Annotated in this window: 24 protein-coding genes; 4 read left to right on the top strand and 20 right to left on the bottom strand. The window is 36.0% G+C overall.

The features are described 5' to 3' along the window. Positions 1 to 3 precede the first annotated feature (3 nt). The 5 genes from RHP76_RS14600 to mraZ all read right to left on the bottom strand — a co-directional run bounded on the left by RHP76_RS14600 (position 4) and on the right by mraZ (position 5,357). Entirely contained in the window at positions 4 to 1,464 is a 1,461-nt protein-coding gene (locus tag RHP76_RS14600) for a UDP-N-acetylmuramoyl-L-alanyl-D-glutamate--2,6-diaminopimelate ligase (protein WP_311228469.1), read from the bottom strand. A gap of 57 nt (positions 1,465 to 1,521) precedes the next feature. Further along, positions 1,522 to 3,513 (bottom strand): penicillin-binding transpeptidase domain-containing protein, encoded by a 1,992-nt coding sequence (locus tag RHP76_RS14595; protein WP_062672635.1) that lies wholly within the window; start codon positions 3,511 to 3,513, stop codon positions 1,522 to 1,524. After that, positions 3,497 to 3,862 (bottom strand): FtsL-like putative cell division protein, encoded by a 366-nt coding sequence (locus RHP76_RS14590; RefSeq protein WP_002981890.1) that lies wholly within the window; start codon positions 3,860 to 3,862, stop codon positions 3,497 to 3,499. The genes RHP76_RS14595 and RHP76_RS14590 overlap by 17 nt, the downstream gene beginning before the upstream one ends. A gap of 91 nt (positions 3,863 to 3,953) precedes the next feature. Further along, a complete protein-coding gene (gene rsmH, locus RHP76_RS14585) occupies positions 3,954 to 4,847 on the bottom strand; it encodes a 16S rRNA (cytosine(1402)-N(4))-methyltransferase RsmH (RefSeq protein ID WP_311228468.1) in 894 nt (297 codons plus the stop codon). A 51-nt stretch (positions 4,848 to 4,898) separates the two neighbouring features. After that, positions 4,899 to 5,357 carry a division/cell wall cluster transcriptional repressor MraZ gene (gene mraZ, locus RHP76_RS14580; RefSeq protein WP_062672632.1) on the bottom strand — a complete coding sequence of 153 codons (459 nt, stop codon included), beginning with the start codon at positions 5,355 to 5,357 and terminating at the stop codon, positions 4,899 to 4,901. 272 nt (positions 5,358 to 5,629) lie between these two features. Between mraZ and RHP76_RS14575 the strand changes: the two genes are divergently transcribed. From RHP76_RS14575 to RHP76_RS14565, 3 genes are all read left to right on the top strand, one after another. After that, the gene (locus RHP76_RS14575) at positions 5,630 to 6,391 is read left to right on the top strand and encodes an alpha/beta fold hydrolase (RefSeq protein ID WP_311228467.1); all 762 of its coding nucleotides are present in this window, start codon (positions 5,630 to 5,632) and stop codon (positions 6,389 to 6,391) included. A gap of 62 nt (positions 6,392 to 6,453) precedes the next feature. Then, positions 6,454 to 7,077, top strand: a complete 624-nt coding sequence (gene yihA / locus RHP76_RS14570; RefSeq protein ID WP_062673728.1) for a ribosome biogenesis GTP-binding protein YihA/YsxC — start codon at positions 6,454 to 6,456, stop codon at positions 7,075 to 7,077. Beyond that, a complete protein-coding gene (locus RHP76_RS14565) occupies positions 7,070 to 7,519 on the top strand; it encodes a GNAT family N-acetyltransferase (RefSeq protein WP_311228466.1) in 450 nt (149 codons plus the stop codon). The genes yihA and RHP76_RS14565 overlap by 8 nt, the downstream gene beginning before the upstream one ends. Before the next feature lie 60 nt (positions 7,520 to 7,579). On the opposite strand, the gene RHP76_RS14560 is transcribed toward RHP76_RS14565, so the two are convergent. From RHP76_RS14560 to RHP76_RS14515, 10 genes are all read right to left on the bottom strand, one after another. Beyond that, on the bottom strand, positions 7,580 to 8,473 hold the full coding sequence (locus RHP76_RS14560) for a hypothetical protein (protein ID WP_311228465.1): 894 nt from the start codon (positions 8,471 to 8,473) through the stop codon (positions 7,580 to 7,582). A gap of 9 nt (positions 8,474 to 8,482) precedes the next feature. Then, a complete protein-coding gene (locus RHP76_RS14555) occupies positions 8,483 to 9,823 on the bottom strand; it encodes a beta-carotene 15,15'-monooxygenase (RefSeq protein ID WP_311228464.1) in 1,341 nt (446 codons plus the stop codon). A gap of 6 nt (positions 9,824 to 9,829) precedes the next feature. Beyond that, positions 9,830 to 10,237, bottom strand: coding sequence for a hypothetical protein (locus RHP76_RS14550; RefSeq protein WP_311228463.1), 408 nt, complete (start codon positions 10,235 to 10,237; stop codon positions 9,830 to 9,832). Between the two features lie 16 nt (positions 10,238 to 10,253). Beyond that, positions 10,254 to 10,646, bottom strand: coding sequence for a DUF6804 family protein (locus tag RHP76_RS14545; protein ID WP_311228462.1), 393 nt, complete (start codon positions 10,644 to 10,646; stop codon positions 10,254 to 10,256). Positions 10,647 to 10,654: 8 nt separating this feature from the next. Next, complete coding sequence (locus RHP76_RS14540; protein ID WP_311228461.1) at positions 10,655 to 10,870, bottom strand: TM2 domain-containing protein; 216 nt, start codon at positions 10,868 to 10,870, stop codon at positions 10,655 to 10,657. Positions 10,871 to 10,873: 3 nt separating this feature from the next. After that, positions 10,874 to 11,140: an SHOCT domain-containing protein gene (locus RHP76_RS14535; protein WP_311228460.1), complete on the bottom strand. Its 267-nt coding sequence runs from the start codon at positions 11,138 to 11,140 to the stop codon at positions 10,874 to 10,876. 138 nt (positions 11,141 to 11,278) lie between these two features. After that, on the bottom strand, positions 11,279 to 11,944 hold the full coding sequence (locus tag RHP76_RS14530) for a response regulator (RefSeq protein ID WP_311228459.1): 666 nt from the start codon (positions 11,942 to 11,944) through the stop codon (positions 11,279 to 11,281). A 115-nt stretch (positions 11,945 to 12,059) separates the two neighbouring features. Beyond that, on the bottom strand, positions 12,060 to 12,722 hold the full coding sequence (locus RHP76_RS14525; protein WP_311228458.1) for a DUF5932 domain-containing protein: 663 nt from the start codon (positions 12,720 to 12,722) through the stop codon (positions 12,060 to 12,062). A 10-nt stretch (positions 12,723 to 12,732) separates the two neighbouring features. Continuing rightward, the gene (locus tag RHP76_RS14520) at positions 12,733 to 14,373 is read right to left on the bottom strand and encodes a tetratricopeptide repeat-containing sensor histidine kinase (protein WP_311228457.1); all 1,641 of its coding nucleotides are present in this window, start codon (positions 14,371 to 14,373) and stop codon (positions 12,733 to 12,735) included. Between the two features lie 44 nt (positions 14,374 to 14,417). Continuing rightward, on the bottom strand, positions 14,418 to 14,609 hold the full coding sequence (locus RHP76_RS14515; RefSeq protein WP_311228456.1) for a hypothetical protein: 192 nt from the start codon (positions 14,607 to 14,609) through the stop codon (positions 14,418 to 14,420). Positions 14,610 to 14,997: 388 nt separating this feature from the next. Here RHP76_RS14515 and RHP76_RS14510 point away from each other — a divergent pair, with 388 nt between their 5' ends. Beyond that, positions 14,998 to 15,810 (top strand): hypothetical protein, encoded by an 813-nt coding sequence (locus tag RHP76_RS14510; protein ID WP_311228455.1) that lies wholly within the window; start codon positions 14,998 to 15,000, stop codon positions 15,808 to 15,810. 162 nt (positions 15,811 to 15,972) lie between these two features. Here the strand turns inward: RHP76_RS14510 and msrA are convergent, their stop codons facing one another. The 5 genes from msrA to RHP76_RS14485 form a co-directional block, all read right to left on the bottom strand. Next, a complete protein-coding gene (gene msrA, locus RHP76_RS14505) occupies positions 15,973 to 16,527 on the bottom strand; it encodes a peptide-methionine (S)-S-oxide reductase MsrA (RefSeq protein ID WP_288444524.1) in 555 nt (184 codons plus the stop codon). 415 nt (positions 16,528 to 16,942) lie between these two features. Further along, positions 16,943 to 17,911, bottom strand: coding sequence for an ROK family protein (locus RHP76_RS14500; RefSeq protein WP_062672618.1), 969 nt, complete (start codon positions 17,909 to 17,911; stop codon positions 16,943 to 16,945). 79 nt (positions 17,912 to 17,990) lie between these two features. After that, positions 17,991 to 19,202, bottom strand: a complete 1,212-nt coding sequence (locus RHP76_RS14495; protein ID WP_311228454.1) for a PepSY-associated TM helix domain-containing protein — start codon at positions 19,200 to 19,202, stop codon at positions 17,991 to 17,993. 51 nt (positions 19,203 to 19,253) lie between these two features. After that, complete coding sequence (locus RHP76_RS14490) at positions 19,254 to 21,368, bottom strand: TonB-dependent receptor (protein ID WP_311228453.1); 2,115 nt, start codon at positions 21,366 to 21,368, stop codon at positions 19,254 to 19,256. Beyond that, positions 21,368 to 22,570 carry a PepSY-associated TM helix domain-containing protein gene (locus tag RHP76_RS14485; RefSeq protein WP_311228452.1) on the bottom strand — a complete coding sequence of 401 codons (1,203 nt, stop codon included), beginning with the start codon at positions 22,568 to 22,570 and terminating at the stop codon, positions 21,368 to 21,370. The genes RHP76_RS14490 and RHP76_RS14485 overlap by 1 nt, the downstream gene beginning before the upstream one ends. Positions 22,571 to 22,605 lie beyond the last annotated feature (35 nt).

Genomic DNA, 22,605 nt, shown 5'->3' with positions numbered 1-22,605 from the left:
AATTTACTTGCTCATTAATTTCCAAAGCTCATTAATTACTTCTTTGTCGTCAAAATGATGTTTTACACCATTAATCTCCTGATAGGTTTCGTGGCCTTTTCCGGCAACTAAAACAATATCTTTAGGTTCTGCAAACTTTATGGCCATTTTTATGGCTTCTTTTCTGTCTGGAATTGAAGTGTATTTGCTGAAGTTCTGAGGTTCAACGCCTGCTTCAATTTCTTTGATGATCTGTGCGGGATCTTCTGTTCTCGGATTGTCTGAAGTGATGATTGCCAGCGTTGATTTTTTAGTGGCAATATTTCCCATTTCAGGTCTTTTGGAGTGATCTCTGTCTCCTCCACAGCCGAATACGGTGATTAATCTTTCATTTTTGGTTCTGATATCGTTGATGCTGTCCAGAATGTTTTCCAAAGCATCCGGAGTGTGTGCATAGTCTACGATAAAGAAAATTCCACCATCGGATTTGAAGGTTTCAAATCTTCCGGAAACTCTTTTTAATTTGCTGATAGCCTGAAGAATTTCATCCTGCTCAAAACCTAGTTCAGCAGCAATTCCAAAGACAAGCAGTAAATTATATACATTGAATTTCCCGGTCAGTGTCGTCCAGAATTCTTTTCCGTTGAAGTTCAACAGCATTCCGTTGAAATCCACTTCCAATAATTTCCCGTGATAGTCTGCCATGGTTTTCAAAGCGTAAGACTTCTTTTTAGCCTTGGTGTTCTGAAGCATTACATTCCCGTTTTTGTCATCCACATTGGTGATGGCAATAGCGGTATCTTCTAATTGATCAAAGAATCTTTTCTTTGTTTTTAAATATTCTTCGAACGTTTTATGATAATCTAAATGATCATGAGTAAGGTTGGTGAAGCCTGCTATTTTGAAGTGTAGTCCTTCAATTCTATTTTGGGCAATTCCGTGTGAGCTTACTTCCATGAAAGCAAATTCGCATCCTTTTTCTACCGCTTCCGCCAAGATCCTGTTGATGGTAATTACATCAGGAGTGGTGTGGGTTGCCGGAATAACTTCTTCACCAATTCTGATTTCCACAGTAGAAAGTAAAGCGGCCGGATATCCAAGGTTTTTAAAGACATCAAAAAGAAGGGTCGAAACGGATGTTTTTCCGTTAGTTCCTGTAACTCCTATCAGTTTTAATTTCTGAGAAGGATTTCCATAGAAGTTTGAAGCAAGATGACCAAGGGCTTTAGAAGAATCTTTTACCTGAACATAGGTTACATGTTCCACCAATGTTTCAGGGAATTCTTCGCAAACAATTGCGGCAGCTCCTTTTTCAATAGCAGAGGCAATGAATGAATGACCATCCACTACTGTTCCTCTCATGGCAATATAAAGAGAGTTTTCTGTAACCTTTCTGCTGTCGATCACCAATTCAGTTACCTCACGGTTATTATCACCGTGGATTTCCAGTACTGGGATTCTGTTTACTAATTCTGTTATAATCATCTTTATCAATAAGGCTTTGCCCTATTCCGGTTTAAATGGTTCTTCCGAACCTCGTTTTTAATTTTGCAGAGATAAATAAATTCTCTGGTTTTTACTTATCGTGGTGCCTTCCAGAGGGAATTGTTCTTTGATTCTTCCGACTCCTTTATAATCGACACGGTAGCCTAAGTTTTCCAACTGCGGGATTACATTTTTCCCGATTAATCCTACCACATTAGGCATTTGTTTATCATTGACCGCTACTTTGACATTAGGCTCCACCATTTTGCTAAGATTTACCTTTTTGTCTACAAGCATTTCTTTTTCAATATTCTGAGGCGTTTTCAGGAATGTTTTTCCTGCAATTTCCTTAAACACCGGCGCTGAAACGGAACCTCCATAAAATCCTTTTGCGGTATTAGGTTCACTGATCATGACATAGCAAGTATATTTTGGAGCATCAGCTGGATAGAATCCTGCAAACGATGCACGATATTTCATTGGGCCAGGCAGCCAGTATTCGAATCTTGCGGTACCTGTTTTTCCTGCCATTTTCAGGTTGGGAGTAAAGATGCTTCGTCCGGTTCCCTTTTCTACTGCTTTGGTTAAAGCACTGGTCATCATTTTAATAGCTTTTTCAGAAGCCATTTTGTTTACCATTACTTCAGGTTTTGCGCTGTACATCACTTTTCCGTCTTTCATGATTTTATCAATGAATAAAGGCTTAAGCATTTTTCCTCCATTGGCAACTCCGTTGTAGAAGGTTGTCAGCTGCAGCAGGTTGATGTTGGAAGAGTATCCGTAAGAAATGGAAGCCAGTGTTGCGGCATTCCATCTTTTATTTTGTGGTGTCACGATCTTCGGTTTTGTGATTCCCGGAAGCTCGATGTCCATTTTATCAAATAATTTCCAACGCTTAAGGTGATCAAGGAAAATCTGTGGCTTTTCAGCATAATACTTTGTGATCAGTTTGGCTGTTCCTACGTTACTGGACTTCGCCAACACATCACTGATATCGTATGTTCCTCCTCCGTGGCCGTCAGAGATTCTCTGTTTTGCATAGACCCAAACTCCGTTTCCTACGTTTACCGTTGTGTTTTCATCGATAAATCCATCGTCCATTGCTGCCAGAAGCGAAATGGTTTTAAAAGTAGATCCGGGCTCGATATTATCTTTCAGCGCGTAGTTGTAAGAGTCTTCGTATTCTCCTTCTTCTGTTCTTCTTAAATTAACAAGAGCACGTACTTTTCCGGTTTCCACTTCCATCACAATCACGGTTCCGTGCTTAGCTTCGAAATTAATCAGTTGCTTCTCAAGTGCGGAGTGCGCAATGTCCTGAATTCTAAGGTCTAAAGTCGTATAAACATCTTCTCCGTCTACCGGTTCCTGAACTTTCCAGAAGTCGATCGGTTTCCATTGGGAAGAATTGATTCTTTGCTCCAGCCTTTTACCGTCTGTTCCGGTTAAATATTTTGAGAAGGCACCTTCCAGTCCGGATTTAAGCTCACCGTTGTCCATACCGATGGTTCCGGCTCCGATTTCTGAAGTGGCCAATTCTCTTTTATAGTTTCTGTCAACAATAAATCCTCCTTTATTTTTTCCTCTTTTGAAGATTGGAAACTTTCGGATTCTATCGTATTGATCGAAATCCAGCCCTTTTACCAAAGTGTAGTACTGGTTTTTCTTTTTCTTCTGCTCGTCAAACTTCTGTCTGAATTCACTTCTTGGTTTTCCGAACATTTTGCTCAAGGAATCAGTTAGCGCTCCGATATTGTTGGAGTACACCGTATCTTTCATTGTTTTGAAATCAAGATAGATGTCATATCTCATCACCGTTGTAGCGAGAATAGAACCATCGGAAGCAAACAAATTACCTCGGGCAGCTTTTAAAGTGGCCTCACGATAGTTTTTATTAATGTAATCATCTTTTATTTCCTGGACATTGGTATTCTGAAGGATGACAATCCTTGCCAAGAACATGACAAACACGCACAAAGCTACCACTGCAAAGAGGTAGCCCCATCGTAACGTTTTCTTACGTTTATTGTCGTATTCATTTTGCTTTTGCATCTGTACTATCCAGTTTTATTAGCAATTTGTGAGGGTGGTTTTCCAGGGTCATCAATGAATCCCGGGCAACCTCTTTCCCCAGCTCTGATTCCATTTTTACTTTGATCAGCTTACTCTGGGCGTAAGCGTTTCGTGATTTGTATTCTTCTGTTTCTTCCTTTAAGGCGTTTACAATTTTTATTTTTTTATTGACGAGATGGTTAGTATAAATCATGGCCATCATCAGAACGAACAAGAGAAGAAAATACTTGTAATGTATTTTGATCTCATCACGATTCAGAAAGTTTCCTTTTATAATGTCTATAAAAGTGAGTCTTTTCTGGGGACGATTTGTTGTTCTTTTTGCCAATTTATGATGTCAATTTGCTTCGCAGTGAATTTACTTCGTGTCAATAGTCAATTTTATTTTGCTAAATAATTCACGATTCACTCATTCACATTTATACTTTAATTCCCGTTCTCATCTTGGCACTTCTTGCTCTTGAGTTTTCTTCGATTTCCTGATCGTCAGGAATGATCGCTTTACTCTTTATCAATTCGAATGCCTTTTTATAATTTCCGTAGATATCTCTTTCCGGCTCTCCTTCGAACATTCCGTTTTTTAGGAATCTTTTTACCAAGCGGTCTTCTAAAGAGTGATAGGAAATAACGACTAATCTTCCTTCCGGTTTTAAAACATTATAAGCCTGAACCAGCATTTCTTTCAACACTTCAAGTTCCTGGTTGACTTCAATTCTTATCGCCTGAAAAAGCTGAGCATAGAATTTATTCACCTTGTGAGGCGGAATATAGCTGAACAATTTTTTCAGATCTTCCGTCGTATCTATACTTTTAGTTTTTCTGTGATGAACAATTTCTCTCGCCAGCTTTCTTGCTTCTCTTAATTCTCCATAGTGATAGAAAAGATTTGCAAGTTCACTTTCTTCATATTCATTAATCACTCTTTTGGCATCCAGATTCTGCATTACATTCATTCTCATATCCAAAGGAGCATTGCTTCTTGTAGAGAAACCTCTGTCTGCTTCATCAAACTGGTGAGAAGACACGCCTAAGTCTGCCAAAACACCATCCACCTGTGAAACTCCATACATCAGCAATGAGTTTTCCAGAAATCTGAAATTCTGATTCACTAATGTAAACCTGGCATCATCAATTGTATTTTTAAGTGCATCCAGGTCCTGATCAAAACTGAACAATCTCCCTTTGTCGGAAAGTCTGCTCAAGATTTCTCTTGAATGGCCTCCGCCTCCAAAGGTGCAGTCCACATATATTCCGTCAGGATTCGTTACCAAATCATCAACACTCTGCTTCAACAAAACGGGGTTATGATACATGCTTAATTGTGTTTTTTATTTACTATATAATCAATTAATAACCTACAACAGTTATTCTTCATCGAAAGAGCCCATCACATCTTCGGCAAGGCTTGCAAAATCAGCTTCGTTAGTGGAGATTACCTTTTCATAGGCATCTTTATCCCAGATTTCGAAGAGTTCTCCTGCACTGGTAATCACAATATCCTTTTGAAGATTTGCGAAAACCGTCAGGTCTTTGGAGATCTGTAATCTTCCTGCATTATCCAATTCTACTGTTTTTACTCCTGCCGTAAACATTCGTATGAAATCAGCATTCTTTTTTATGAACCTGTTCAGTTTATTAATTTTACCCATCAGTTTGTCCCATGCATTCATAGGATAAACTTCCAGACAAGGTTGGAACACAGATCTTTTGACTACAAACGCCTTATCGTCGAAGTTTTCCATCTGTTTGATTAAAGATGAAGGAACTTTTAAGCGGCCTTTGTCGTCAATTTTACACTCATATGTCCCAATGAAATTTTTCATTTGGGACAAATTTATATAATAATTTCCAAAATTTCCCACTTTTTCCCACTTTTTGACTCAATGTTAATAAGTTTTATTAAAGATTGAATTTCAATAATGTAAAATGCTGATATGAAGAGACTTGTTAAAAGTGCTATTTAGGCCATAATAAAGCGCGTTTGAAAAAAAAAGTTAAAAAGGAGAATATTATATTATTTTTATCTTAAATTAGGATAATCAAAATTTTTTTGAGGTTTAATTTGTATTTTTGCAGGGCTTTATTAAGGCGTTTTATGATATTTAGTACAAAAAAAGAAAAGAAATATTCCTATGTAGAAGCGGGAGAAGGACATCCATTAGTGCTGTTGCACGGGTTAATGGGTGGTTTGAGTAATTTCGATAAAATGGTAGATTTTTTTTCGGATAGAGGCTTTAAAGTATATGTTCCTCAGCTGCCGATCTATGATCTGCCGGTACTCAATACGAATCTTACCACGATTGCAAAATATATTATCAAGTTTATAGAAAGTCATATTGTGGGGCCGGTCTCTATTGTAGGAAACTCAATGGGAGGTCATGTAGGACTTATATTGACTTTAGCAAGACCTGATCTAGTAAAGAATCTTGTTCTTACCGGAAGTTCCGGGCTTTATGAAAGAACTTTCGGAGACAGTTTTCCGAGAAAAAATGACCGATCTTATATCAGGAAGAAAACGGAGGAAGTTTTCTATGATCCAAAGGTAGCAACAGAAGATCTTGTGGATGAAGTTTTTGCAGTTGTCAATGACAGAATGAAAGGAATAAAAACAGTAATGCTGGCAAGAAGTGCCATCAAACACAATATGCTGAATGATCTTCCCAAGATTGTGACGCCTACCTGTCTGATCTGGGGTAAACAGGATAATGTTACTCCACCCGAAGTGGCAGAAGATATGCACAAGTTTATTCCTAATTCGGACTTATTCTGGATTGATAAATGCGGCCATGCAGCCATGATGGAAAAACCAGATGAATTCAATGAAATCCTTTATAACTGGATAAAAGATAAAGTTTAAAACATATAAATGACCATTAAGAGCTTTTCTTAATGGTTTATTTTTCTAAAATACATTCAAAAATGATTATCAAGACAGCAGAGTTTGTAAAGAGTAGTGGAAAATGGCAGGAATGCCCTGAACCAAATATTCCCGAATATGCTTTTATTGGAAGGTCGAACGTAGGAAAATCATCACTGATCAATGCCATGATGAATCATAAAGACCTGGCTAAAACATCGCAGACCCCGGGGAAAACCCAGCTGATCAATCATTTTTTGGTGAATGAGAACTGGTACCTTACCGATTTACCAGGATATGGCTATGCCAAGGTTTCAAAAGTCCAGCGAAAGGATTTTGAAAAGCTGATCACCAATTATATTCTGAACAGAAGAAATCTGGTCAATCTTTTTGTATTGGTAGATGTAAGGCATACTCCGCAGAAAATCGATCTGGAATTTATCCAGTGGTGTGGTGAAAGTGGAATACCGTTTTCCATTGTCTTCACAAAGGCAGATAAACTGAAACCGAATGCCGTTGTCAAAAATGTTGAAGACTATAAAGCCGAGCTTCATAAAACATGGGAAGATCTTCCCGAATTGTATATCACCTCAGCAGAAAAGAAAGAAGGAGGAGATAAAATTCTTGACTTTATCCAAAAGACCAATGAGTTTTTAACTAATAATAATATAAGTTTCGATGAGTAATATGATCTGGAAAATCAAAACATTTGAAGAGTTTACTGTTCCGGAACTATATGCAGTACTGAAAGCCCGTATTGATGTTTTCGTTATCGAGCAAAATTGTCCTTATCCTGATCTGGATAATTATGACCAGAAAGCCGTTCACATCTGGGCTGAAGAAGAGGGACAGGTACTGGCCTACTGCCGGATTTTTGATAAAGGAATAAAGTATGAGGAAACTTCTATAGGAAGAGTTCTGACCACAGAGCTGGCGAGAGGAAAAAGCCTGGGTAAACAGTTGATACAATATGCCGTAGAAACTATAGAAAACCGTTTTCACACTTCTGAAATCAAAATATCGGCACAGGATTATCTTTTAAGATTTTACAGCGGATTCGGATTTGTAGATACAGGGAAAAAATATCTGGAAGATGATATTCCGCATACGGAAATGATAAGAAAGTAAATAAAAGCGAGGAAATTTAATTCTTCGCTTTTTTGATAGTTAAATATATTGAAGTGTGTTTTATTTTCCTGAAATAGCTTTTAAGATAATGGGCTCCAGATTGGAAGGGAGATCGGCAGATTTGATCTGATACTTTTTGATTTTCATTTCTTTAAACCAATTTTCCCAATATTCTTTAATAACAGCTTCTTCAAAAGGATTTCCTTTTTCGGGATTGATTCCTAAAACAATAACTTCGAGATTACTCAGGTTTTCATTTGCTTTTACAAAGCCATAGCCATTTTTTTCAATGGTATCTTTAAAACCGGAAGTTGTCAGGTTGTTAGTTTTTATTAGCTTGGTTGTTAAATAGGAAGTTTTGTATGAATTTTCCTTCTTTTCATCAAACTTAGTATTTTCATGATACATATAGCCGTCGGTCAAAATGAAAAGAATGTTTCTGCGATCATCTTTAATGCAGTAATCTTTCACTTTGTTTTTGAAAAATTCCCAGATATCTGACCCTACATATTTGCCATCTTTTATTGCTGATTGATAGATGTTTAGAGGTAATTCCGAATATTTTTTGTCAACAGAATCAAAATAACTTTTTGGAATATCTTTATTAAAAGAAACCTTCAATTCTTTTGTAAGCTCGTTCATTTTCGGATCTGAAGGCTCCGGATTGAAGAAAACCTGCATCTGATCATCGTATGTGATGATTCTTTTTGATTTAATATGATTTAAAAATCCTTTTTCAATAGCTTTGATATATTCTGCATCCCGCTGAAAATACTGCATGGTGGGATTTGGATTGGTTATAGGATCAATTCTGTCTGATAAATCAATTAAAATACTAAGATTAATATTATTAGAATCAACAGCTGGTGGACAATTTGTACACGGTGTTGGAGGTTGTTCTTTGCAACAAGAAACCAAAGAAATAATGAATAATAAATAGAATATCTTTTTCATAATTTTCAGTTATAAAGATGATAAATACACTAAATTTTGATTGTCAGAATTAGCACCCACGGTTTCCAGATTGGCATTGTAGGTTGCAATGCAGTCATCAATCATCGTTTGCTTTTCCGTTCTTGATACTGCTATTTTTTCACCGATAAAAGTGATCCAGCCTTGAACATACTCTGAAGCATACAATTTGTAATCTTTAGTAGGTATGATCACACCGTCAATAATATTCTGAAGTTCTTCTATTCTTCCTCGTGTTTTGATAATTAATTCTTTTGTACTTCCGATATTGGTCAGGATTTCTTCAATTTCCTTTTTCAGGACATTGATTTTTTCCTGAAAGAACTCAATCCTCTTCTGTCTGATTTCCTGTTCATTTTTGATCTTATCTTTTTCACGGTGCTCTTTCATTACAAAGTCGAAAACCAGTCCCCAAATAATGTAAACAATAAATCCGGCAAAAATAATTCCCCAAAACTGAATTTTGGTAAAAGCAATCTTAAGATCAAAAGGTGGAGAATTAAAGGTTCTGTTTAATTCATATAATTTTGATTCAATTTCGTAGGCTAAAATGCAATCAAAAATAAATGTTACGATAAATAATAATCCAAGCTTGATATAGTTGGCTCTCGTTTTATTCTCCCAGAACATATGAATCAAATAACCTAATCCAAGAAACACAAACGGAATAAGGGTAACAAAAGCACCTTCAATAACTCCTTCGTTCCATGCCTTACTGAAAGCTTGGGCATCTAAAACACTTTGAATTATAGTACTTTTAGCATCGAAACTTTTAAAGAAAGCTGAATATGATGTTGATATATAAAATGTTGTTAAATATAGAGTAATGGGAATCAAAAGAATCAGGCCGATCCAGAATTTTGCAGATGCACCTCTTTTAGCTTTTACATTATATTTTTCCGGGTTTCTGGGAAGATCAATGATCTCAGCTTTTAATGTTTCAATGGTATGCTGATGATTCTCAATTTCTGTGCTCTTGTTTTTTAATTGTTCCTCTTTGGTCTCCTGTGAAACGAATAAAGCTTTGATTTCAGTTTCCCGGTTTTTCTGCTCGTTTACATAGGATTCTTTCAGTTTTTTCTGCTTTTCAACCATTTCTTTTTCTTCATTCTGAAATTTTGAATAAACGGCATCCAGACAAATGAATAGGGTAGAGTGGTTTCCATTGGTTCGCGAACTGTCTCTGTATCCTGCTTCATGATAGGTTCTTTTCCTGGTTTCTTCCAGAGATTCATTGTCCGGATTGTTATTGTTTTGAGGAAACGGTTCCGGTGTTTGTTCTATCGGAACGGATTTGAGTTTGAATAAATTTTTTATGCTGGTGGTATCCATGATGTGTTAGTTTTTTAATTCATATAAAATTTCGCTTTTATTCTTGCCAATTTTTATGGCTTCAATGAGGTAATCTACAATAGCTGTTGTATTTTCTTCCAGAAATCCAAACATCAGAACATATTTTTGCATGGCAGAATATTCATTCGGAGAAACAACTCCGTCGGCCCAGATCATGACGGTGAGGTCATACAGATAATCAACTTTTTCTTCGATCGTTTTGGGTATCAATGACTTTAAATTGATAGGATTTAAGAGTATGTCGTCTAAATTTTTTGATGAAATACCTCTTTCTTCTGCACATTTATAAAGCATTTTCAGCTCTAATGCACTGAAATCGTCATCACAGATTGCCATTTGATAGAGTCTTAGAAAGTGAGCTTTGAGGCTTTCTGTTATTTGATTGTTTTCCATGATGGTTATTCTTGTCTTATTTTTTAGGATTAATAATTCTGTCTCTGGAAACAGTTCTTTGGTGTATGGGAGGTAAGTGCTCTGAGGTTTCTTCGGTAATTTCTTCTTTTTCTTTTTTTTGTTCTTTTCTTTCTATGAAATTGATTAGCAGAAATAAAATTCCCGTTATAATATCAATTGGGATCCAAATGTTTTTCCGATACAGATAAATCGGGAAAACGGGATTGAAAAGAATGAGAATGATTAGAAATAGTATACTGAAATAATGTTGTTTAGAGCTCAGCGTATTGTATAAAACCAATAAAACTCCAATGGAAATAATAATTCTAAGGAAAGTATAATATTCTATAGGAAGTTTGAAAATACCAGCGAAACAGCATAACGCACAGAAGGTGAGAAATGGTTTCATGATGCTGTTTAAAATCCTGTGCTAAAATTATATTTACAATTAAAACGGTTTTCAGACATAAAAATAAGTACGAAGAAATCAAAAAATGCAACTAATGCGGGAATGAATGTCCAGCAAAATACAAGATAAAGTATTCCCATACCATTCTGACCTAAGTAGAATCTGTGAATGCCTAATCCTCCCAGGAAAAAAGCAAGTAATGCGGCGGTAGATTTTGATTTCATAATTTAAACTCTTGATAAAATTTCGTTCTTTTTTATTTCAAATTCTTCGGGAGATATTATTCCGTTCTCTTTTAAGTCTTTCAACTTTTGCAATAAGGCAAAAGCGTACTGAATTAATTCCCAAGTAACAGCTTTACCATCATAAGGAGGCATTCTATTTCCTTTTGAAATTGGAGCTGTTGTAGAAGGATTTCCAACGACTTTCCAAACTCCAGATTCAGGACAAGTTTCTCCTGTCTTCGCTTTTGTTCCTAATGGTTTTCTTTCCATTGTAAAAATTTTTATTGGTTTAACAGTCCAAAAATATGAGCATTAAATTTTGGTTCGTTACGGGTTTCCGTAAAACGGGCAAAAAATAAAAAAACCTTTCAAAAAATTTGAAAGGCTATATGTAAAATGAATTGTGTATTATATAATCCCGATGTCCTTGCAGAAGGCTACCAGCTGCTCATTGCTGTTTATTTCAAGGTCTTCTTTCAGACTGTTTAATCTTTTCTCAACACTGCTCAGGCTGGAGGGTTTAATATTTCTTTCTTCGAGGTGGGCAGGAATATTTTTTTGTAAGATTCCTTTAGAAAGAAGGGAGACGAGAGTAATGTCAAATGTAGAAAACTCATAGCTGTTGAACTTTTTCATATCCTGCTTCAGATCAAAAGATAAATAATTTTCGCCGATATATACAGATGCAATGGCCTTTTTCAGTTCTTTTGAATCGTTTCTGGCTTTACGGATATATCCGTTGATTTCATAATCTGAAAAAAGATTTTCTATTACACCCGTTTTATGTTCTGCCGAAAATACAATGACTTTCAAATCAGGCTGTATCTCTTTTGCTTTTCTGATGAGTTCTTTTCCGTCTTTAAGGTTTTGCTCATGATGATCATCTTCATAATACAGATCTGTAATCAACAGGTCATAAGGATATTTTTCCCGTAATGCTTTCTGAATTTTTCCTATAGCATCATCACAGTAATATACATAATCTACTGTAGGAATATTCAGCTCCTCAAGAGTTTTCTGAACAGAAATATTGATGCTTTCATGATCTTCGGCAATTAAAATTTTTTTGAACATGGTTATACGGTTTAATTAAAAAATGGGTTAAGACCCCAAAAGTATATTCATTTAATTTTTAGTCATTACGGTTTCACGTAAAAGGGACAAAAAAATGATATTTCAGCAGACCTGATCAGATGAGACCGATATCTTTGCAGATGACGATCATTTCAATGTTATTTTTTGCGCCAAGACTGTCCCTGAGTTCGTTCAGTCTCCTTTCAATAGACCGGATGCCATATGGAATCATTCCGTACTGTTTCAGAGAAGTGCTTATTTCATTCTGTTTGTAGCCTTTGGCTAACAGTTCAAGCAATTTGATATCATACGCATCAAACTCGGAAGAAATATGGCGCATTTTATTCAGAACATCCTGGGGAATTACGGTTTCTCCGTTAAAGATTTTGCGTATTGTGCTTTTCAGATCTTGTCCGTCACGCCTTGCCTTACTTACAAATCCATCAATCTGATATATTTTATAAAGATCGTCAATTGTTTTTGCTTTCTTTTCCACAGAAAACACCACTACTTTTAAAGCTGGCTGAACTTTTTTTGCTTCATGAATAAGTTCCTGTCCGGAATGAAGCTTCTGAGGAATATGGTCTTGTGCAAAAGACAAATCAGCAATAAGCAGATCATATGGGTTTTTTCTTTCAAAAGCTGTTTTTATTTTGCCTAATGCCTCATCACAATAGGTTACATAATCAAAATCCAGGATGTTTAACTCTTTTATTGTATTCAGGATTCCTTGGTTCATTATTTCCTGATCCTCAACGATTAAAACTTTTTTGAACATGGCTGCATAATTAGGAAACAGGGAATGAAAGATTGACCTTCAGCCCCTTTTCAATTTTTGTTTCAAAAGTAAGGGTTCCGTTGATTGTTTTAATACGGGATGCCGCATTACGTAAGCCGTTTTTATAAACAAGATCCCCCGGAATTCCTATTCCATTGTCTTTGTACTGAATTTCAACGACATTGTTTATTTTTTCAAATTTAACCGCAACATGACTGGCCCGGCTGTGTTTTTTCATATTCACCATCAGCTCACGGACCATTTGGTAAACCTCCTCTTTTACTGTGAGAGAAACGGACTCCCAGATCGCAGGACTGTTTCCTGCGGTAAAGGTTTTTACGGTATCATTATTAAAAGAAGCAATAAGCTCTGAGATGACTTTGCTGAACTCTTTTTCTTCTCCAATTTTATCGTAGGAAATATCTCTTGATTTTTCATATACAAATTCCAGTTCATCAAGCGCTTTATCCCGGTCAAAATCTTCCTGGTTTTCAATTTTTGTCATCACCTGGTAAATACCATTGGCAACCACATCGTGCACTTTTTTAGACATCTTAAGCTGGGTGTTTTTTACCTCGATTTCTTTTTCTTGTTCAAGCTTTTTCTGTCTTTTTTTATATAAAATAATAATAATAATTAGTAGGGCAATAAGTAATCCCGAAAGAATGTATTGCCATAATAATTGAATTTCTTTTTCAGCCTTTTCAGCTTTTACTTTTGTATTTTCATACTTTATAAAAGCAAATTTATTAGTGTAATCATTACGACTGGCCTGTATGCTGTCGGATAGATTTTTATATATTCGGAAGTGATTATTTATATCTGCTGGCTTATCTACATAAATTATTTTTTCAAGAGCTTCAAGTCTATCTTCAGGGCTTTTGTTTATTTGAGCGATATCAAGCATTTTTTTAGCATAATAAAGTGATTTCTCTGGATTTGCTTTCTTATTAATTTCTGCTAAATGAGCATAGCTTGAATTAGCTCCCCAAAGGTCATTATTTTCTAACTTAAGTTTTAGAATATTTTCTATGTTAGTTTGAGCATCTGTATTATTGTTGTCTAGCCATTTTATATATTCAATATTATCTTTAATTCTATTTTTTAAATTTAAATCTGAAAGGCTTGATAAGTTAAGCTTTTGTAAAATGTTCAATGCTTGTTTATATTTCCCTGATTTATATACTGCTACAGATTTATTATTTAATATACTTAGCCGGTTTTGTTCAGATTCAATTTTAACAGAGAGCGCTTTATCATACCATTCAATTGCCTGAGGATATTGATTTTGATTTAACTTTAAATTAGCCATAGTATCATATAATGCATAAAGGCTTTCATCATTTTCCTTCATCATTTTTAGTGCTTCTACCAATGTTGATTCCGCACCTAAAAAATCACCTCTGTTTTTTTGAGCATTTGCTTGTACAATTAAACTTTTAGAAATATTAGAAAAATCATTTTTTTTACTATAATAACTTATAGCTTCTTGGAGCTTTAAATAGGCCTTAACATCATCTTTTTCAAGAAACCTAACACCTTCTTCGTATAATTTATCAGCTTTTAATATGTCATTATTCGTTTCCAGTGTATCCTTGCATGAAGCAACGAGACAAAATGAAAAAAGGAAAAATAATAAATTTCGTATCATTTTACTAAAATAAAAAAAACCACTCTAAAGAGTGGTTAAAATTTCTATTTTTTAGGAGGAAGGGTTGTTCCTGTTTCTCCTCCTGTATCGCTTTCCCCTGTTCCTCCTACAGGATCTGTAGCTCCACTTTGAGGCTGAACTGTTTCAGTAGTTGGGTTATTATCGTCTGCAGTTGTTGCATTAGTATTATTGTTTGAGAATGCTAAGCCGAATAGCATTAATATGATCTCTATCATTTCCTTAAAATTTTAGAAGTTTTTTGACTGTTTTTCTTCCTCCTGAGAAGTATTTATCTCAGGCTGTACACAATTAAAATTTCGAAGCGCTTCTTAATTTTTTAGGGAAGTGAACCTTCAAAAACGGAGGAGAAACATCTGCTTCCCAACCCGGAGTTTTCCTCCGTTTTATCTGATGATTTTTGAAATCAGTTTTTTTTAGATTTTATTTTAATGTTTGTAATTGTCCCTGATTTCTTTTACAAATATCTTGTATATAAGCTCAAATATTCAGACAGACGATGGACAGTAACGTTCGATGTAAGTGTTTGATTTTTACGGAAAACCGCAATTTTAAAGTCTTGTTTTTGTCTAATTTGGACAGCAAATAATTAATACCTGAAAAATTATGTATGAGAAGAAAAGATTTTTAATGAAAACCGTGTTTGAAACTGCAAGAAATGAGCTACCTAATGCAAGCGACAATTCTATTTCAATTTACTTAAGTTCTCTATTTGAAGAGCGATATGGTTTTTTAAGAGATGAAAGATCTTATGTTAGATATTATAAGAGCATGGTAAAAAAAAATAAAGATTATAATATTGATGGTCTTGCTTTAGATTATTTAAGTAAGTACGTAGGATATGATGATTTTGATGATTTTTGTAATAGAGTAAACTTAGAAGGAGATGGAAAAACTACATTTACGATGAGTTTCAAAGATCTATCAGATAAAATTCAACAAATAATTATCACTGTAACGCCAACTCTTTTATTACCAGATTTTATGAGAAAAAATGGATTAGGTATTCTAGAAATGACTTTTGTACTATTTCTTGTTACGGGTGGCGTTGTTTTCTCTAATAGTAAAAATTCTAAATCTTTTGGTATTATTTCTGGCTGGGGATCTCCTGCAATTAATAAAGCCTACATGTATTGGGATAAAGATAGATATATGGCAACAGATAGTAGTTCTTTAGGTTATCAAGTCGAGGTGGTCCCGATGAATGAATATATGTTTAAGTATTTCAAAAGAATTACAAGACCGGACACCTTGACTGCTAAAAATTCCTTAGGAAAAGTGTGGTATAATAAAAGTAAAAATCATGTAGAGTTCTTTACGAGTTTTGGAAAACATCCTGAAAATGAGAAAACATTAAAAGAAGTTTCTGAAAGAATATTGGAAAATTACGCAGGGCCAAATGCAACATTAGAAGAATAATTTTAAACCAAATTAAAGAAAGTCCTTACCCATTTTTTGGTAAACAAAAAAGCGAAGAGATTTTCTCTTCGCTTCTATATTTTATTGAGCTGTAAGTATTCAGGATGCATATTAAACATCAGTAAGAACGGACTTTTAGTCCGTTTGATAAAATATCACGTTTTACTCTACGTTCAGCATTCCCAGTTCTCCGAAGTGTTTTTTAAACTTCTGGATTTTTGGTCCCACTACAGCGCTGCAATAAGGCTGAGTAGGGTTCTCATTATAATACCCCTGATGATATTGTTCTGCCGGCCAGAATTTGTTGAATTTCGTTAATTCTGTTACATAAGTTCCTGTCCATCTTCCTGATTCCTGAGATACTTTGATCGCTTCTTCAGCTTTTGCTTTTTCAGCATCATCTTTATAATAAATAACGGAACGGTATTGAGTCCCGATATCATTCCCTTGTCTGTTAAGTTGGGTAGGATCATGTAAAAAGAAAAATACATCCATCAATTGCTCGTAGGAAATAACAGCAGGATCATAAGTGATCTGAACCACTTCTGCATGTCCGGTTTCTCCCGTACATACTTCCTGATAAGTCGGATTGTCTTTATGTCCGCCTGAATATCCTGAAATAGCAGATTGTACCCCTTTAAGCATATTGAAACAGCTTTCCACACACCAGAAACATCCGCCTCCGAAAGTAATCTCTTCTAAATTATTGTTGTCCATTTTTGGTAATTATATTGTTTTATTATCATTCCCTGATCCGGAAAATGCAATCAAAAATATGAAAAACTTTTTCATTTGAACAGGCTTTTACTTCTTAAACTTAAATTGCAATGATAGATGTAGCAAATGATTTTAAACACGAATAACACGAATGTTTTTCACAAATAACAAAGGAAAATAAGAATACAATTTCTTGCATTTAATCACCACAAAGTATTTTAAAGCATTTAGTATCAGGTATGTCATGCTGAGCTTAGTCGAAGCATCTTATATTCTTTAAACACAAATAACACGATGCTTTTTACAAATAAACATAAGGAAAATAAAACGCAATCATCTGTGAAAATCTGTGCAATCTGTCAAAAAACAAAAGCACCCTAAAAAAGGTGCTCTATATTATTTAAAATACTTTCAGTTATTTTTCCCAAACCAAAGCACTCGCTCCAAGGATAGCAGCATCGGCTTCGTCAAGTTCACTGAATACCAGTTTCACTTTATTTCTGAAAATTGGAAGAAGGTTTCTTTCCATATGAAGTTTTGCAGGCTTTAAAATAAAATCTCCTGCCTTGATAACTCCTCCAAAAAGAAGAATCGCTTCAGGTGAAGAGAACATTACAAAATTGGCTAAGGCTTCACCCAGCTTCTGTCCGGTATATCTGAAAACTTCAATTGCAATAGGATCTTCTTTCATTGCACATTCAAATACTGTTTTAGAATTGATCTCGTCTTCAGGATATTGGTTCAGCATAGATTCCGGGAACTCAGCTCTCATTTTCTTTGCTGTAATGGTAATTCCTGTGGCAGAAGCATAGGCTTCCAGACTTCCTTCAGAACCTGTGCTCCAGTGTTTTCTCCCGCCTGGCTTTACAATTGTATGTCCCAATTCTCCGGCAAACCCATCGTGTCCATAGATTAAGCTTCCGTTGGCAATAATTCCACTTCCTACTCCTGTTCCCAGCGTAATCATGATGAAATCTTTCATTCCTCTTGCAGCTCCGAAAAGCATTTCTCCCAGTGCCGCAGCATTCGCATCATTGGTTACTGTACAAGGAAGGCCAAATTTTGCCGTCATCAGCTCAGCGAAAGGAATAACACCTTTCCATGGAAGGTTAGGGGCGAGTTCTATGGTTCCTTTGTAATAGTTAGCGTTTGGTGCGCCTACTCCGATTCCGTCAAAGTGAGCTTCAGTACCATACTTTTCCATCATTGGACGAACATGTTCATATAAAGCATCGATGAAATCTTCCACTTTGTCATAGGCATCAGTTCTCAGATTTCCTTTATCCAGAACTTCACCACGGTGGTTTACGATTCCGAATTTAGTATTGGTTCCGCCGATGTCAACTCCAAGGGCAACTTGTTTTGATAAATCTATTAATGACATTTCTATTATTAAATTCTAGGGGCTAAAATTATAAAAAAGATTGTATTAATGGATTATTAAGTAGGTTTTATTTAATACTTTAAGCTGTTTTTATTGGTTTTTTCTTTTTTCTCCCCCACCAGATCATAAATCCGGTAACCGGAAGAGAAGCGCAGATAATACTTACAATAAAAGCGATGATCTTGGTGGGAAGTCCCAGAATAGCACCAACGTGAATATCATAATTGGCGCTCACAACCTTTTCTCCAAAGTTTTTGTCCTTAGGATCATGAGTGTGCAGCAATTCCCCTGAGTTCTCATCAAAGATTAAGCTGCTGCTTTTATGGTAAGAATAAGAAAGATGTTTTACGTACACCTCAAAGTTGGGATGTTCGTGGTCATCCATATGCGGATGTCCTAAATCGATAGCGAAACCATAAGATTCAGGATATTTTGTCTGTACTGTATTGATGATTTTATCCAGTGTTCCTTCCGTTCTCAACTCAATGGGAGCTTTGGTTTTAATATGTGAGAAGTCAGGATACTTTGTTTGTCCACCGGAAAATATCACGTAAATCATCGCTTGTACTACAAAAAAAGCATAGAAAAGACCTGTAATTGAGAAGATTAAAGCAAAAATCGACGCGTAAAATCCTAAGACATTATGGAGGTCGTAGTTCTTTCGTTTCCAGCCTTTGATATTTTTCCATTTGAGGGCAAATCGCTGTTTTCTTGCTGCTTTGTTCTTTGGCCACCAGAGAATAATCCCGGAAATCAGCATAATGATAAAGATAATAACAGGAATTCCCACGACGTAAGTTCCCCAGTCCTGCTTCAAAAGATAGCTCCAGTGGATCATTTTTACAATATTGAAGAATCCGTTTTTTTCATCATAGACTCTCAGTACTTTCCCTGTGTATGGGTTTACATAGGCCTGTTTATAGATAGGAAATTCGTCAAAATAGTTCCAGGCATCCGTATTATGTTCATACCAGAAGAACATATAGGACATTTTTTTATCAATAGGAACATTTACCCAGTGGATAGGATATTTCTCTTTTACCTGTTCTGCCACAGCCTTTTCCATCACTCTGATGGGAAGGACCTGTTTCTGCTCTATATTTTGCTCGTGATGGTAGATGACGTCTTTTCGGGTGATATTTTCCACTTCATCTTTAAATACGTATAATGCTCCGGTAATAGAGATAATAAAGATCAGAAATCCTATTCCCAACCCGAACCAAAGATGCAGCTTGGCAGACCATTTTTTGATAAAGCCCGGTTTCTTTTTATGATGATGCTTTTTCTTCATATAACAGTAAAAAGTAAAGCAAAGATATGCTTTACTTTTTATTTAGATTAATTAAAATTTGTATTCAATCATGAATGTCCCTCTCAATCCAAGAGCATTGGTAAAATCACTGTCTCTTGCAGTCCACCATGAAATAGCAGGCTGATACAGTTTGTTGAAAATGTTTTCAATACCTAATGATACTCTCCAGTTGTTGTCAACCTCATAACTGGATTTGAAATTGAAAACAGTATACTCAGGTACATATCCTTCACCATAAGCATACAATCCCGTCTTGGCATTTGGTTCAAATCTGTTTTGCTGGAAAGAGTGAAGCATATCAAGACCAACGGATAGAGCTGGAACAGGTCTTGCCTGAACATAAGCCAATACTTTAGGCGCAGAAATTCTGCTGTTGTTGATCTTGGTAGAATAATCACCGTCGTCCTTTATAGAGGTAATTCCTTCCATCCAGCTGTAGCTTCCACCAAACTGAATCCATTTTGTAGGGCTAAAGTGTAAAAATCCTTCTACCCCGTATACAATCTCGGGAGATCTCTGAATCATCAATGCTCTGTCTGGACTTTGTACGAATGATGCTCCCAGTTTCGATGTGCTTACATAAGAAGTTAATTCATAATTCAGCCAGCTGGAAAGCTGTCCTGTTGCTCCCAATTCGTAGTTGTTTACAATGATTGGTTTTGTTTCCAGGCTTTTGATGGTTTCAGAAGTTGAGGTTCTTAAAATTCTTCCTAACTCATTGATAGAGTAGGCCTGAGAGAAGCTTCCGAAAAGGTTGATATAAGGCTCAATATTGTAACGAATTCCAATATTTCCTACCAATGCATTGTAGTTCAGTTTTCCACCCGCGACAGGAATACTTTTGGTGAAAGTTCCGTCACTTTTCAGGGTAGAAAGGGTATTGAAGTCATCTACATTTACTTTGATGTTTTCGTAACGAAGTCCTCCTTTGATGGTGAACTTTTTAAACAGATCTATTTTTGCAAGTACGAAAGGTGCAATATTGGTCATGTTCATATTCGGAGTCCAGAAACGTCCGTCTTCCAGCTTTTGAACGGTTTCATCATTCAGAATATCGGCTCCGTAGATGATTTCTGCCTGAGAGTTCGCTGAATTCCAAAGCTGGGTATCAAAATTGAATCTTGCTCCTGCTTTTTTTGAAATTACATTCGACTGCCCGCCGTTGAAAAAGGTGTCGCTGTAGCCGTAAACGGTTTTAAAATCCTGATAATAAAGGTTGATATTCAAAGAAGTTCCTGCAAACAGGTTCTTATTGTCGTAGCTTACTCTTATGTTGTGGTTTTTAGGAGTTCCCTGGGGAGTTGTTTCCAAACCTTTCCCAATTCCTTCACCAATCGTTGGCTTGATGCCGTATTTTCCTGTTTTTAATCCTACATTCAGATCTGATCTTGATGAATAGCCAATGTAAGAAGCCTCAATTCTCTGATTTTCGTTGATGTCATAACCTATTTTCAACAGTCCGTTGTAGTTGTCCATCTTCGCAATGCTATAGGTAGGACTTATCAAAACACCATCACCGTCTTTTGTATATCCTGTTCTTTCGTAGGCTAATGAAAGGGTATAATCAAACTTGTTGATCTTTCCTGATAAAAGCTGACTGGCTCTTACTCCTAAAGTACCTCCATAAGGCTGCCCTGTAAGCCCGATCTGTGAAATCCCGGAGATTTTTTTATCTGTTTTGCTTCTTTTTGTAATATAATTGATGATCCCTCCGTCTGCTCCGTTACCATAAATGGAAGAAGCTCCTTTGATTACCTCTATTCTTTCGATCGCTGAAGGGTCAATGGTTCTTAAATCTCTTGCTCCGTTACGAAGTGGGGTAGACTGTGGAATTCCATCAATCAAAACCAGAACCTGACGTCCTCTTAAGGTCTGTCCTGTATTGGATGTCTGTCCCGAATTGGTTCCTAAACTGGGAACGGTATACTGCAGGATGCTTGTGATATCTGAGTTAACGGTCAGCTGAGACTGAATCTGTTTCTCTCCTACCACCGTTACGGAGCTTGGAACTTCTTTTATGCTTTCCTTTTTTCTGGAAGCAGTCATGACAACCTCGTCTACATTTTTAGTTTGTAAACTATCTTTTACCTGAGCAAAAACAGTAGCAGTTCCTAAGCAGGCAGCTGATAAAAGCACTTTTTTCATTATATTTTCTTTCCTTTTTTCTTTCTTTTTCCCCACCAGACCAGAAATCCGGTTACAGGGAGCGATGTACATGTGAGGCCGGCTATAAACCAGATGACCTTTCCAATGATTCCGAAGTAGGAACCGGTATGGATGTCGTAATTGGCGTTGGAATATTTCTCGGCAGTATTGAGATTGTGATGAGGTTTATTGGCGAGTAGTTTTCCGGAGTATTTGTCGAATGTTAGGATGTTTCTTTCACTGTATCTTCCATCCATTCCGTAAACCGTTACAGGAAGATTCTTCAGTTCTTTTCCTTTTTTATTCTTTCCGTTCAAAGTAATTCTGAAGCTGGATGATTTTGCGTACAGCTTTTGAGTTTGTGCCGCAGCGAGATCAAAAACAGCTTCATTCTTTGCTATCAGAGAGTCCGGAGATTTTCTTTCTTTTTCCTTTGGAAGTTCCCATGAACCTGATAATGCAAAAGTAAAAGTGTTTTTTACATAGGGATAAGCAAAATAAAGCCCTGTAATACTTAATAGCAATGCAATAAATGATGCATAGAATCCAAGAAGATTATGAAGATCATAATTTTTACGCTTCCAGTTTTTTACATTTTCCCAGTTGAACCAAAAACGTCCTTTTCTTGCATTTTTGTTTTTTGGCCACCATAAAATGATTCCTGTAATCAGCATAATGACGAAAATAACAGTTGGGATTCCTACAGTATACGGTCCCCATTCTGAATTAAGCAGAAGTCCCCAGTGGATATATTTCAGAATATTGAACACATCATACTTTTCATCATAAACCGCCAGAATTTGCCCGGTATACTGATTTACATAGACCAGTTTGTTAATGTGTACCTGCTGAAAATAATTCCATCCTTTTTTGCTTTTGTCATAGTACTCAAACTGGTAGGATTTATTTTTATCCAAAGGAATTTCTACAGCGCTTACAGGATATTTTTCATTAAGTTCCAGCGTAACTTTTTCACGAAGCAGATTAATAGACAATGGCTTTTTTCCGATATCCTCCTTTTTCAGGTAAATGGCTTCTTTGCGTAAGCTATTCTGTATTTCATCCTTAAAAACATATAAAGTCCCTGAAAGAGAGACTATAAATACAATGATTCCAACAGATAAACCCAGCCACAAATGCAGCTTTGCAGACCATTTTTTTGTGGAAGAAACCTTCTTTTTATGATGATGCTTTTTTCTCATAGCAAAAAGTTAACCCCATGAGGGGCTAACCTTTG

The sequence above is a fragment of the Chryseobacterium sp. SG20098 genome, from assembly GCF_031844745.1.
In the GTDB taxonomy this organism is placed as follows: Bacteria; Bacteroidota; Bacteroidia; order Flavobacteriales; family Weeksellaceae; genus Chryseobacterium; species Chryseobacterium cucumeris.
This window is presented reverse-complemented; position numbering and strand designations above follow the sequence as displayed.